The following is a 12456-nucleotide window of genomic DNA, read 5'->3' as shown; positions in this document are numbered from 1 at the left end:
GGAGCCACGATGACCGCCACCGTGCCCGCGCTCTCCGAACGGCTCGACGCGGTCATCGCGGACGAGACCGAGGCGTTCGTCGCGCGGCAGCCCCGGAGCCGCGCGCTCGGCTCGCGGGCCGGCCACCTCGCGGGTGGCGTCACCTCCAACTGGCAGATCACCGAGCCGCAGGCGGTCTGGATCTCCCACGGGGCCGGCTCGAAGGTCTACGACGTCGACGGGTGCGAGTACGCCGACTTCCACGGCGGGTACGGCGTGTCCCTGGCCGGGCACGCGCATCCCGCGGTGGTCGCGGCCGTCCGGGGCCGGGTCGCCCGCGGCACCCACTTCGCCCAGCCCACCGAGGACGCGATCGTGGTCGCCGACGACCTGGCGGACCGGTTCGACCAGCCGCTGTGGCGCTTCGCCAACTCGGGGACCGAGGCCACCATGGACGCGGTGCACCTGATGCGCGCCGCCACGGGCCGCGACCGGATCCTCAAGGTCGAGGGCTGCTACCACGGCCACCACGACTCGGTCGAGGTCTCGGTCCTGCCCGAGCCCGACGACCCGATCGGGCCGCCGGAGCGGCCGACCGGCGTCCCCGACAACACCGGGATCCCCGCGGCGATCATGGACCTGGTGACGGTGGTGCCGTTCAACGACGTGGACGCGGTTGAGCGGGCGCTGCTCGAGCAGGGCGACGAGGTCGCCGGGATGATCCTCGAGCCGATCATGATGAACGCCGGGATCATCCATCCCGACGAGGGCTACCTGGCGGAGCTGCGGGACGTGCTGCACCGGCACGGCGCGCTCCTGGCGTTCGACGAGGTGAAGACCGGGCTCACCGTCGGCCCCGGCGGGGTGTCCCGGGCCCTCGGGGTGACCCCCGACCTGGTCTGCCTGGCCAAGGCGATGGGTGGGGGCCTCCCGACGGCCGCGATCGGGGGCAGCGAGGCCGTGATGTCGCTGATCGCCGACGGACGCTACGAGCAGGTCGGGACCTTCAACGGCAACCCGCTCGGCATGGCCGCGGCGCGGGCGATGCTCACCGAGGTGCTCACCCCCGCGGCGTACGAGCACCTCGAACGGCTGCGGGACCGGCTCGAGACCGGGCTGCAGGACGTGATCGACCGACACGGCCTGCCGTGGCGGGTGGTCACCGCCGGCGCCAAGGGCTGCGTGTCGTTCCTCGCGGAGCCCATCCGCGACTTCCGGGGCTTCCTGCGTCTCGACGACCGCTACGGGCACGCGCACTGGCTGGTGCAGCACAACCGGGGCGTGTTCCTGCCGCCGTGGGGCAAGGTCGAGCAGTGGCTGCTGTCGGTGCAGCACACCGACGAGGACGTCGACCGGCTCGTGGTGAACTGCGACCACCTGGCCTCCCGCCTCGTCACCGTGGAGACGTGAATGGCCGGCGCCCTCACGCTCTCGGGTCTGGTCAAGCGCTTCGGCGACGAGGTCGCGGTCGACGGCATCGACCTCGACGTGCGGGCGGGTGAGTTCTTCTCGCTGCTCGGCGCCTCCGGGTGCGGCAAGACGACGACGCTGCGGATCATCGCGGGCTTCGAGCGCCCCGATGCGGGCAGCGTCGACCTCGACGGCCGGTCGCTGGCCGACGTGCCGCCGCACAAGCGCCCGGTCAACACGGTCTTCCAGTCCTACGCGCTCTTCCCGTTCCTCGACGTCTTCGAGAACGTCGCCTTCGGCCTGCGCTACCAGCACGCGAGCCGCGACGAGGTCCGACGCCGCGTCGGCAAGGCGCTCGAGCTCGTCCAGCTCGGGCAGCTGTCCCGGCGCAAGCCCCACCAGCTGTCCGGCGGCCAGCAGCAGCGCGTCGCGCTGGCCCGGGCCCTGGTCCTCGAGCCGACCGTCCTGCTGCTCGACGAGCCGATGGGGGCGCTCGACGCCAAGCTGCGCAAGCAGCTGCAGGTGGAGCTGCGGTCGCTGCAGCGCGTCGTCGGCACGACGTTCGTCTACGTCACCCACGACCAGGAGGAGGCCCTGACGATGTCGGACCGGCTGGCGGTGCTCCGCGACGGCAAGGTCCTGCAGGTCGGCACCCCCGGCGAGGTCTACTCCCAGCCGGCCTCGGTGCACGTGGCGACGTTCCTGGGCACCACGAACCTGTGGGAGGCCACGGTTCGCACGGTCGGACCGGAAGGTCTCACCTGCGCGGTCGGCGAGCAGCCGCTCACGGTCGCCAAGAGCGAGTGGGACCCGGGGGTCGGCGAGACCGTGCAGCTGATGGTGCGGCCCGAACGGGTCGAGGTGGGCCCGGTGGACCGGGCGGCCGACGCCGGCGCGACCCCGGAACTGACCAACCGCCTGCCCGGTCGGGTGTCCACGGTGACCTTCCGCGGAGCGCACACGGCGGTGCTCGTCGACTGTGCCGGCCTCACCCTCACGGCCGACGTGCCGAACGTCCTGGGCGAGCCACCACTCTGGCTGGCCACGGGCTCCGACGTCGTGGTCACCGTCGCGCCGTCGGCGGTGCGCCTGATCCCGAGCTGACCGGCGGGGCCGCCCGGGTCACTCAGCGCAGGCCGAGGTTGCGGCGTGCGACGTCCAGCGCGATCCGCCGGGCGAGGGCACCGTCGACGACCGGGTCGTCGAGGGCCACCTGCACCACGAGCCCGTCCAGCAGGGCGGCCCACATGATCGTGAACTCCTCGACGTCGACCTCGCCCACCTCCCCCGCCTCGACGCCGGCGCGGACCACCCGGGCGACCAGGTCACGCCACTGCTGGTCGAGCTCGGCGCGGTCCTTCTTGACCTCGGGGTGGCGGAAGGCCTGCACCCACAGGTCGAACCACAGGCCCCAGTCGTCGGACCGGCGTCGGGTCTCGGGCAGGCACCAGGACACGAGCGTCCCGATCCGCGCGTCGACGGAGGCGCTCTCGTGGAGCATCTCCTCGACCGCGGCGTAGAACGACCGCTCGGACCAGCGCAGGGCCTCGGTGAGGAGGCTGTCCTTGGTGCCGAAGTAGTAGATGACCAGGGCCGGGCTCGCCCCCACCCGCGAGGCCACGTCGGCGATGCGGGTGTCGGAGAAGCCGCGCTCCGCGATGAGCCGGGCCGCCGCGGCCAGCATCTGGTCGCGCCGCGCGTCGGCCACGGCCGCACCGGTGCCCTTGACCGGTTCCTTGACTGCCACGGGTCTCCTGCGGGGGTCGGGCGGCGGATCCTTGCCGGGCACCGTAGCACGCTCATAGACTGAACAGTCAGTCAGTCACTCGACCATCCATCCCGGAACAGGTGAGGACCATGGCCAACGAGTACGACGCCGTCGTCGTGGGAGGCGGCCACAACGGCCTGGTCTCCGCGGCGTACCTCGCCCGGGCGGGCCTGCGCACGGTGACCCACGTCTTCTCGATGTTCACCCAGTGGGTGCCCGAGGAGTGGCACGCCGAGCCGCACACCGCGGAGCTGGAGGCGTACGCCGACCGGATGGTCGCCCTGTACGACGAGGTCGCGCCCGGCTTCGCGGACTCCGTCATCGCGCGCGACATCGTGTGCCCGCACACGATGGAGACGGAGTACGGGTTGATCGGCGGCAACATCGTCCACGGCGAGCTCTCCCTCGAGCAGCTGTTCCACCTCCGGCCGGCCCCCGGGTACGCCGACCACCGCACACCGGTCCACGGCCTCTACTACGCCAGCTCCGCGACCCATGCCGGCGGCGGGGTCTGCGGCATCCCGGGGATGCAGGCGGCGCGTGCGGTCCTGCGGGACGCCCGGGCCGAGCGCCGGCCACCGCGCCGGTTGCGCGCCGGCCTGGGTCGCTGACCGCGGGCCGATGGCCCTCGCCACGGTCCGGCCGCGGCTGCGGCGGATGCTCGAGGCCCGCACCGTCGCGGTGGTGGGCGCCGGCGACCGACCGGACTCGCTCGGCTGGCGGATGACCACCGAGGTGCTGCGCAGCCCCGGCGTCGAGAAGGCCTGGTTGGTCAACCCGCGCCACCGTGACGTGGCCGGGCACGCCTGCCTGCCGTCCCTCGCGGACGTCCCGGACCCGGTCGACCTGGTGCTGCTCGGCGTGCCCGACGCCGCCCTGGTCGACCAGGTGCGGCTGGCGGCCGCCCGCGGCGACGGCGGCGGGGTCGTCTTCGGCAGCGCGCACGGCCTCGGGGAGCAGCTGGTCGCCGCGGCCGACGGGCTCGAGGTGTGCGGGGCCGGGTGCATGGGCTTCGTCGACGTCACGCGGGGCGTCCGCGCGCTCGGCTACCTCGAGCCGGAGGACCTGACGCCCGGGCCGATCGCCCTGGTCACCCACTCGGGGTCGGTGTTCTCCGCCCTGCTGCGCACCCACCGTCGCCTGGAGTACTCCCTGGTCGTCTCCTCGGGGCAGGAGCTCGTCACGACCACCGCCGACTACCTGGCCCACGCCCTGGAACGGGAGGAGACCCGCGTCGTCGGACTGGTCCAGGAGACGATGCGCGACGTGCCGCGGCTGCGTGCCGCCCTCGCCGAGGCGGCCGACCGCGACATCCCGGTCGTGGCGCTCACGGTGGGCAGCTCGAGGCGCGGACGCGACCTCGTGGGCGCCCACTCCGGGGCGCTGGCCGGCTCGGACGCCGCGTGGGAGGCGCTGACCGCGGCGTACGGCGTGCACCGCTGCGACGACCTCGGCGAGCTCGTCGACAGCCTCGAGGCCTTCGCGATCGGCCGGCGGGTCAGGGCCCGCGCCGCCGACGGGCGCACCGGCGGGATCGCCACCGTCCACGACTCCGGCGCGGAACGGGTCCTCGTCGCCGACGTGGCCGACCGGCTCGGCATCCCGTTCGCCGGCCTGTCCGAGGCGACGACGGCCCGGCTCGCGGCCCTGCTGGATCCCGGGCTCGAGCCGACCAACCCGCTCGACGTGTGGGGCAACGGGTCCCGCACCGAGGACCTCTTCGCGGGCTGCCTGACCGCGCTCGCCGACGACGACGCCGTCGACGTGGTCGCGCTGGCCGTCGACCTGGTGCCGGAGTACGACGGGGACGACTCGTTCCCCCGGGCGGTGGACCGGCTGGTCGAGCACACCGACAAGCCGGTGGCGGTGCTCACGAACCTCTCCAGCGCCGTCGACCAGCCGCTCGCCGCCGACCTGCGGGGGCGGGGCGTCCCGGTGCTGGAGGGCACCCGCTCGGGCCTGCGGGCGCTGGGCCACCTGCTGGCCGGTCCCGCGCCCGTACGCCCGGACCCCCTCCCGGTCGACCGGGCGCGACGCGACCGGTGGGCGGCGCGGCTCGGCTCCCCGGACCTCGACCCGCTCGCGCTCGTCGCCGACTACGGCCTGCCGGTCGCGCCGACGACCCGTGCCACCGACCCGGACACGGCGGTGCGCGCGGCCGAGCGGCTCGGCTACCCGGTCGTCCTCAAGACGGCCGCATCGGAGGCCACCCACAAGGTCGACGTCGACGGCGTACGCCTCGGCCTCGCCGACGCCCCGGCCGTCGCGGCGGCGTACGCCGAGCTCGCCGCGCGCCTCGGGCCGTGCGTGACCGTGCAGCGCCAGGTGCCCGCTGGGGTGGAGATCGCCCTCGGGATGCACCGGGACCCGTTGCTCGGCCCGCTGGTCGTGGTGGGCGCGGGCGGCACCCTCGTGGAGCTGCTGGCGCAGCGGGCCGTGGCCCTCCCGCCGGTGGACGGCGCCCTCGCGCGACGCCTCCTCGGGTCGCTGAAGGTGGCCCGGCTGCTCGCCGGCCACCGCGGCGGGCCGGCGCTGCCGGTGGCGCCGGTGGTCGAGGCCGTGGTCACCATGTCGACGGTCGTGATGGAGCTCGGCGACCTCCTCGCCGCCGTCGACGTGAACCCGCTGATCGTCCATCCCGGGGGCGCGGTGGCGGTCGACGCCCTGGTGCTGGCCGCGGCCGACCCCTAGGGTGCGTCTCTCAAGTCGACGCCGTCGCGAGCGGGGTTTCGCGCCGTATCTGGCAAGGCGGAGGCGCGAAGGCGGGACGGAGTCCCGCGAGTCGCCGACAACGCCGCCAGATCGGATGCGAAGGCCCACGCAGCAGGCGCATCGACTTGAGAGACGTGCCCTAGACGGGCCTGCCGACGCTCTCGGGGAACGGCAGCGCGATCGGGTCCGGGGCCAGCCGGCTGCGGCCGTGCTCGTCGAAGCGGTCGAGACCGAGGTCGCTGACGTCGACGACGTCGGTGGTGCCGGTGAGCGCGAGGTCGGCGGCGGCCCGGGAGACGCCGGGGCCCCACATCATCCCGTGGCCACCCGCCGCCGCGACCGTGGCGCCGGCGACCGGGCCGTCGGGCGTCAGCAGCGGCCCGAGGATCGGCAGGTGGTCGGGGGTGAAGTCGATCGTGGCCGCCCAGGCCTTGCGCAGGCCGAGTCCTGCGGTCGCGGGCAGCAGCGTCGCCATCCGCTGGCGCATCTTCTCGTAGTAGGACCAGTCCAGCTCGGCGGCCTCGCCGGGTCGCTCGTCGGGGTTGCTCATCCCCCACAGCACGCCGCCCTCCTCTGGGCGCCAGTAGATGCCCGAGGCGACGTCGAAGACCATCGGCAGCCGCTCGGGTGCGAGGTCGGGATGCGGCTCGGTCACCACGACCTGGTGCCGGGCTCCCCCGGCCGGGATGCTCGCTCCGGCCGCCCGGCCGACCGCGGCCAGGGTCGGCCCGCCCGTCAGCACCACGCGCTCGGTGGCGATCACGCCGTCCGAGGTCTGCACCCCCGTCACCCGTCCCCCCCTCCGCTCGAGGCCCTCGAACGCCGTGCGCTCGCGGACACGGACGCCGGAGGTGAAGAGCGCCGCGGTGTAGGCCAGCACGTTGCGCGGCGGGTCGATGTAGCCGTCCCCGGGTGCGTACGACGCGCCGAGCGTCAGGCCGCGCCCCAGCGCCGGGTTGAGGTCGTCGAGCTCGTCGGGGCCGACCCACCGGACCTCGAGCCCGAGCGACTGCTGCATCGCGATCCTGGCCCGAGCCTCGGCCACCTCCCGCTCGGAGAAGCAGGGCATGAAGTAGCCCTGGGCGACGAACCCGGAGTCGATGCCGAGCCGCTCGCGCTGGCCCGCGTAGAACTCTCGGCTGAACATCCCCAGCCGGACGGCCGTCTCGGTGCCGCCCTGGGCCCGCACCATGCCGGCCGCCCGCGAGCTGGCGCCGGAGCCGAGGGTGTGCCGCTCGAGCAGCACGACGTCGGCCAGGCCGGTCTCCCTCAGGAACCAGGCACACCAGGCCCCGACAGTGCCGCCGCCCACGACGACGGCATCGGCGGTCCGCGGCGATGCGCTGGTCACCCTGTCGAGGCTGGCATAGACTGAACGGTCAGTCAATGACGCCGTCCGCCACTGCCGCACGACCCCGGGGAGCCGCCGATGTACGGGCTGAGCGCCGAGGACCTCGAGCTGCAGGAGCGCGCCCGGGCCTTCTGCGACGAGCTGATCGACTGGGAGACCGCGGCCGAGGAGCACGACGGCCGGCTCCCCGACGACGTCGCCGGCAAGCACCACCGGCGGGCGCTCGAGCTCGGCCTGTACGCGACGAACATGCCCACCTCGGTCGGCGGACCCGGACTCACGAGCCTCCAGCAGGTGCTTGTCCAGGAGCAGGGCGGGCGCGTCACCAACGGCCTGGCGTGGTGCCTGGCGACACCCCCGTCCTGGTGGCCCGAGGTCGCCAACGACCACCAGCGGGAGCGCTGGCTGCTGCCGACGGTGCGCGGCGAGCTGCAGGAGTGCTACGCGATCACCGAGGAGGGGGCCGGCTCCGACCTCACGGACCTGGCCGCGACCGCGCACCGGGACGGCGACGACTACGTGCTGGACGGCGTCAAGTGGCACGTCACGTCGTTCCACGAGGCCGACTACGTCTTCTTCCAGGCCGTGCTCGCATCCGGCCCGCACGCCGGCGACCAGGCGCTCTTCGTCGTGGACGTGGACGCGCCGGGGGTGCGCGTGGTCCGCACCCCGGCGTACACCCACACGCTCGGGCACCGGCACCCGGTCGTCGCGTTCGAGGGGGTCCGGGTGCCGTCCACCCACCTGGTCGGGACGGAGGAGGACGGGATGTCCTTCGTCTTCGAGTGGTTCCGCTTCGAGCGCCTGATGGTGGCCGCCCGGTGCCTCGGCGCGGCCGAGCGCCTGGTCGACGAGGCCACGGCGTTCGCCCGGGAGCGTCGCGTCGGCGGCGAGCCACTGATCCGCAAGCAGCTGGTCCAGGCGATGCTCGCCGACAGCGTCACCGAGCTCTTCGCCGCCCGGGCGATGACCTACGAGACGGCCCGCTCGGTCGACGCGGGGACCGACCGCAAGGTGCTGCACGCGCGCTGCTCGATGGCCAAGCTCTACGCCTCCGAGATGGCCGGGCGGGTGGCGGACCGGGCCGTCCAGGTCTTCGGCGGCCGTGGCTACATGCGCGAGAACGTCGCCGAGCGGTTCTTCCGCGAGCTGCGCGTCGAGCGGATCTGGGAGGGGGCCAGCGAGGTGCAGCGACTCATCGTCGCCGACCAGCTGGCCAAGCGTGGCCGCTCGGCCCTGGTCTGAACGACATGTCGATAATCGGACGGCCTCGTCCGATATGCGCTGCGCAGTTAGAGTGGCCGCGTGACGCCCCCACTCGAGGCCGCGTGGGTCGAGATCATCGACGACGCGGCCATCTTCCCGCCCGGCAACGCCGACCTCGCCGACGCCGCGGCGGCCTACGTCGAACGGCGCGGCACGGCGTACGCCGACCTCGTCGGCACGTTCGTGCTGCGCGACACCGACGTGCCGAAGGTGGCAGCCGCACCCGGCGCCGACCTCCCGGTCTCGATCGTCGTCACCGGCGGAGCCGGCCAGATCGCCGGCCCGGCGCAGGCGTGCGCACGGTCGAACCTGACGCCGGCGGGCGTGGAGATCGCGCTGCGCGACCTCGACGACCTGGCCGGCAACGCCCGCCGCGTGGTGGCCGCCGTCGACGCGGCCCGCGGCGAGGGCGTCCTCGGCGAGGACGTCCCGGTCTTCGTCGAGCTGCCGCCCGGCGACCCGACGTACCAGTGGCTGGCCGCGGCCGACGAGGTGGCGGCCGCGGAGCTGCGCCTGAAGTTCCGTACCGGGGGCCTGGAGGCCCACCTCTTCCCGACCGCACCCGAGCTGGCGGCCTGGATCGACGCCTCCCTGGACCGCGAGACGCCGTTCAAGTGCACCGCCGGGCTCCACAACGCGGTGCGCCACACCGGCGAGGACGGCTTCGAGCACCACGGCTTCGTCAACCTTCTGCTCGCGACGCGCCGGGCCTTCGACGGCGCCTCGGCCGCGGAGGTCGCGGAGACCCTCGAGCAACGCGACGGCGCCGCCCTGGCCGCGGCGGCGGGCGCGGCCGACCTCGCCGGCGCCCGGCGCTGGTTCACCTCGTTCGGCTCCTGCTCGTTCAGCGAGCCGCTCGACGACCTGATCACCCTCGGACTGACGGAGCAGCGATGACCACCACCTGGGTCGAGGGAGCCGCCGGCTCGCTCTTCGACATCGACAACCTGCCGTACGGCGTGTTCTCGCGGCCGGGCGAGGAGCCCCGGGTGGGCGTCCGGATCGGCGACCACGTCCTCGACCTGGCGCCGGTCGCGGAGCTCGGCGACCCCGCGTCCGAGCTGGCCGCGGCCTGGCGGACGCCCAGCCTGAACGCCTTCATGGCCATGGGGGGCGAGTGGTGGCGTACCGCCCGCGGGTGGATCGTCGAGGTGCTCGGTGACGAGGTGCACCGCGCGCGCACCCAGCCGCACCTGGTGCCGCTCGCCGACGTCAGCCTGCACCTGCCCGTGGAGGTCGCCGACTACGTCGATTTCTACGCCTCCGAGTACCACGCCTCCAACGTCGGCCGGATCTTCCGCCCCGGCCAGGAGCCGCTGCTGCCGAACTGGAAGCACCTCCCCGTCGGCTACCACGGCCGGGCCGGCACCGTGGTCGGCTCGGGCACGCCGGTGGTGCGACCCCAGGGCCAGCGAAAGGCGCCGACCGAGGAGGTGCCGTCCTTCGGCCCCAGCCGGCGCCTCGACATCGAGGCCGAGCTCGGCTTCGTCGTCGGCAGCGGCTCCGAGCTCGGGTCCCCGGTGGCTCACGACGCGTTCCCCGACCACGTCTTCGGCGTCGTCGGGCTCAACGACTGGTCGGCCCGCGACATCCAGGCCTGGGAGTACGTCCCGCTCGGCCCGTTCCTGGGCAAGTCCTTCGCCACCTCGGTCTCGCACTGGGTCACCCCGCTGCAAGCGCTCGGCGCCGCCTGGACCGAGCTGCCGGGGCAGGACCCGACGCCGCTGCCCTACCTCGGCCCCGGCGAGGCGAAGGGGCTCGACATCGACGTCGAGGTCGTGCTGAACGGCGAGGTCGTCAGCCGGCCGCCGTACCGGACGATGTACTGGTCCCCAGCCCAGATGCTGGCCCACATGACCGTCAACGGCGCGTCGCTGCGCACGGGCGACCTCTACGCCTCGGGCACCATCAGCGGCACCGAGCCCGACCAGCGCGGGTCGTTCCTGGAGCTCAGCTGGGGCGGCAAGGAGCCGTTCGGCGCCGAGCACTGGGAGGGCGGCCGCACGTTCCTCGAGGACGGCGACGAGGTCGTCCTCCGCTACACCGCGCCCGGCACCGGCGGGGGCCGGATCGCCCTCGGCGAGGTCGTCGGCCGCATCGAGCCCGCCCGCTGACCGGACACGTTCCGGCAGTCTCATTGCGTGTGTCCCTGTCGAGCCCGAAGGCATCTGACCGGCCCGTGGCCACCACTCGGGATCTCGGCTACCGGCCGGGATGGGGCCGGAGCTTGAAGACCAGGATGCCGAGGTAGGTGTTCATCCAGGCCTGCTTGTGCGGATAGCGGCGTCGGGCGTCCTCGGAAAGTTGAGGCTCGATCGCGGTCTCGATCCACAGCCCTGCGGCACTGAACACGTTGATCAGGTCGGAGATGGTGTAGCGCCGCTTGGTGAGGGTGATCTGATCGTTCCAGCCGCTGAGGTAGGAGAACCTCGCGGTGGAGAAGTACTCCTCGCCCAAGGAAGTCTGGTTTCTCTCGGCCTGCTCGACGGCGTATCGGATCGGTTGCGTCTTGGTCAGCAGGATGAATCCATCGTCGGCCAGCATCGCGCGCGCTGCCTGCAGAGTGCGGACGGGATCCGTCGCGTAGCCGAAAGACTGCAGGAACAGGATCCGGTCGAACGTGCGGCCCGCAATCCGCGGCACGGCATCCAGCTCATTGAGATCGCCTTGGACCAGTTCCAGGCCAGGGACCGGGACACTGAGGAAGTTGCCACTGACATCGACACCGACGGAGGCAGTCGCACCGTCTCGAACCAGCTCAGCGAGCTTGCCTCCATTGCCGCAACCGAGGTCGAGCACCGACCGTCCGGCGACATCGCCCAGAAGGTCTCGCTGCGCAGGCCACTCCACGAGTCGGTCCAGCGAGTCCTCCCTGGTGCGGGCCCGCTCGTAGTCCGGAGCGAGTTCCAGCCATGCCTGGCTCGGGTCCACAGGATTGTCCGAGGGGGAACTCGTCGTCCGTTCGTCTGACTCCGCCACGAGACGCAACCTATTCGACTTCCGGGCGGGACCGCTTCGTCGCGAACGCGCCGAGGGGCCTCGTCCGCTCGCTGGGTGACGCCCCGCTGATCTGCAGCGTCGCGCAGAACTGGCAGTTCGCGCGCGCAGAGAGATGCTCACGCCTGGCTCGCAGCGCCGACAGCCGAACTGCCCGTCGTTCGGCACCGGCGGGTTGCGCTCGAGAGACTGAGTGCCCCCAAGGGCCCGGTCAGGCGTCGGCGAAGGCCCGGGCGACGCGCTGCATCTGCGCGACCAGCCCGTCGGTCCGGCCGCCGGCGAACCGGTCGGCCGGACCCGACAGGGACAGCGCCGCCACGACGGCGCCCGGCGCACCGACCGGGACCGCCACGCAGCGCACCCCGGCCTCCTGCTCCTCCTCGTCCGCGGCCCAGCCCTGCACCACCACCAGGTCGAGCTCGGTGGCGAACTCGTCGAGGTCGGTGATGGTGCTGGGGGTCCGCGGCGCGAGGCCGGTACGACGCAGCACCGCGAGGGCCCGCTCGCGCGGCATCCCCGCGAGCAGCACCTTGCCGACGGCCGTGGAGTGCGGCGGCACGTGCCGCCCCACCTCGGCGAACATCCGCAGGGTGTGCGGGGACGGCACCTGGGCGACGTAGACCACGTCGTCGCCCTCGAGCACCGCGAGGTTCGCGGTCTCCCCCGACAGCTCGACGAGCTCGGCGAGGTGCGGTCGCGCGCTGCGGGCCAGCGACCGCTGGGCCGCGTCGGCCAGCCGGACCGCCGAGGCGCCGAGGGAGTACTTCCGCGAGGCGTCGCGGCGTACGTACCCGCGCTGGTTCAGGCTCTGGAGCAGCCGGTGCACGGTCCCCTGCGGCAGCCCGGTCAGCTCGACCAGCTCGGCGACCCCGACCGGCTTCTCCTCCTGTGCCAGCGCCTCGAGCAGGTCCAGGGACCGGTCGACGGACTGGACCGACCCGGCGGCGCGGGACCCCGCGGGGGCGTCGACCAT

Annotated in this window: 11 protein-coding genes; 7 read left to right on the top strand and 4 right to left on the bottom strand. The window is 73.5% G+C overall.

Annotated features, from left to right (window positions below; genetic code table 11):
- Nucleotides 1–9 precede the first annotated feature (9 nt).
- Nucleotides 10–1389, top strand: coding sequence for an aspartate aminotransferase family protein (locus tag ABD268_RS14335; protein WP_344153357.1), 1380 nt, complete (start codon nucleotides 10–12; stop codon nucleotides 1387–1389).
- Complete coding sequence (locus ABD268_RS14330; protein ID WP_344153354.1) at nucleotides 1390–2493, top strand: ABC transporter ATP-binding protein; 1104 nt, start codon at nucleotides 1390–1392, stop codon at nucleotides 2491–2493.
- A 22-nt stretch (nucleotides 2494–2515) separates the two neighbouring features.
- Here the strand turns inward: ABD268_RS14330 and ABD268_RS14325 are convergent, their stop codons facing one another.
- Nucleotides 2516–3136 (bottom strand): TetR/AcrR family transcriptional regulator, encoded by a 621-nt coding sequence (locus ABD268_RS14325; RefSeq protein WP_344153351.1) that lies wholly within the window; start codon nucleotides 3134–3136, stop codon nucleotides 2516–2518.
- Nucleotides 3137–3246: 110 nt separating this feature from the next.
- Between ABD268_RS14325 and ABD268_RS14320 the strand changes: the two genes are divergently transcribed.
- A complete protein-coding gene (locus tag ABD268_RS14320; RefSeq protein ID WP_344153348.1) occupies nucleotides 3247–3768 on the top strand; it encodes a phytoene desaturase family protein in 522 nt (173 codons plus the stop codon).
- Between the two features lie 10 nt (nucleotides 3769–3778).
- Nucleotides 3779–5848, top strand: a complete 2070-nt coding sequence (locus ABD268_RS14315) for an acetate--CoA ligase family protein (RefSeq protein WP_344153345.1) — start codon at nucleotides 3779–3781, stop codon at nucleotides 5846–5848.
- A 160-nt stretch (nucleotides 5849–6008) separates the two neighbouring features.
- Here ABD268_RS14315 and ABD268_RS14310 read toward each other — a convergent pair whose 3' ends face one another.
- Nucleotides 6009–7220: an NAD(P)/FAD-dependent oxidoreductase gene (locus ABD268_RS14310; protein ID WP_344153342.1), complete on the bottom strand. Its 1212-nt coding sequence runs from the start codon at nucleotides 7218–7220 to the stop codon at nucleotides 6009–6011.
- Nucleotides 7221–7298: 78 nt separating this feature from the next.
- On the opposite strand from ABD268_RS14310, the gene ABD268_RS14305 reads away from it, so the two are divergent.
- Genes ABD268_RS14305 through fahA form a run of 3 tightly spaced genes read left to right on the top strand, consistent with a single transcriptional unit; the run spans nucleotide 7299 to nucleotide 10600 of the window.
- Complete coding sequence (locus tag ABD268_RS14305) at nucleotides 7299–8465, top strand: acyl-CoA dehydrogenase family protein (RefSeq protein ID WP_344153339.1); 1167 nt, start codon at nucleotides 7299–7301, stop codon at nucleotides 8463–8465.
- Nucleotides 8466–8525: 60 nt separating this feature from the next.
- Complete coding sequence (locus tag ABD268_RS14300; RefSeq protein WP_344153336.1) at nucleotides 8526–9383, top strand: hypothetical protein; 858 nt, start codon at nucleotides 8526–8528, stop codon at nucleotides 9381–9383.
- Nucleotides 9380–10600, top strand: a complete 1221-nt coding sequence (fahA, locus tag ABD268_RS14295; RefSeq protein ID WP_344153333.1) for a fumarylacetoacetase — start codon at nucleotides 9380–9382, stop codon at nucleotides 10598–10600. Before ABD268_RS14300 ends, fahA begins: the two co-directional genes overlap by 4 nt.
- Nucleotides 10601–10688: 88 nt before the next feature.
- Here fahA and ABD268_RS14290 read toward each other — a convergent pair whose 3' ends face one another.
- Together ABD268_RS14290 and ABD268_RS14285 are read right to left on the bottom strand one after the other, a co-directional pair.
- Nucleotides 10689–11465 (bottom strand): class I SAM-dependent methyltransferase, encoded by a 777-nt coding sequence (locus tag ABD268_RS14290; protein WP_344153330.1) that lies wholly within the window; start codon nucleotides 11463–11465, stop codon nucleotides 10689–10691.
- Nucleotides 11466–11694: 229 nt separating this feature from the next.
- Nucleotides 11695–12456, bottom strand: coding sequence for an IclR family transcriptional regulator (locus ABD268_RS14285; protein WP_344153327.1), 762 nt, complete (start codon nucleotides 12454–12456; stop codon nucleotides 11695–11697).

It is taken from the genome of Nocardioides koreensis (assembly GCF_039531775.1).
Taxonomy (GTDB): domain Bacteria; phylum Actinomycetota; class Actinomycetes; order Propionibacteriales; family Nocardioidaceae; genus Nocardioides; species Nocardioides koreensis.
Note: the sequence above shows the minus strand (reverse complement) of the source record. Positions and strands in the feature narration are given on the sequence as shown.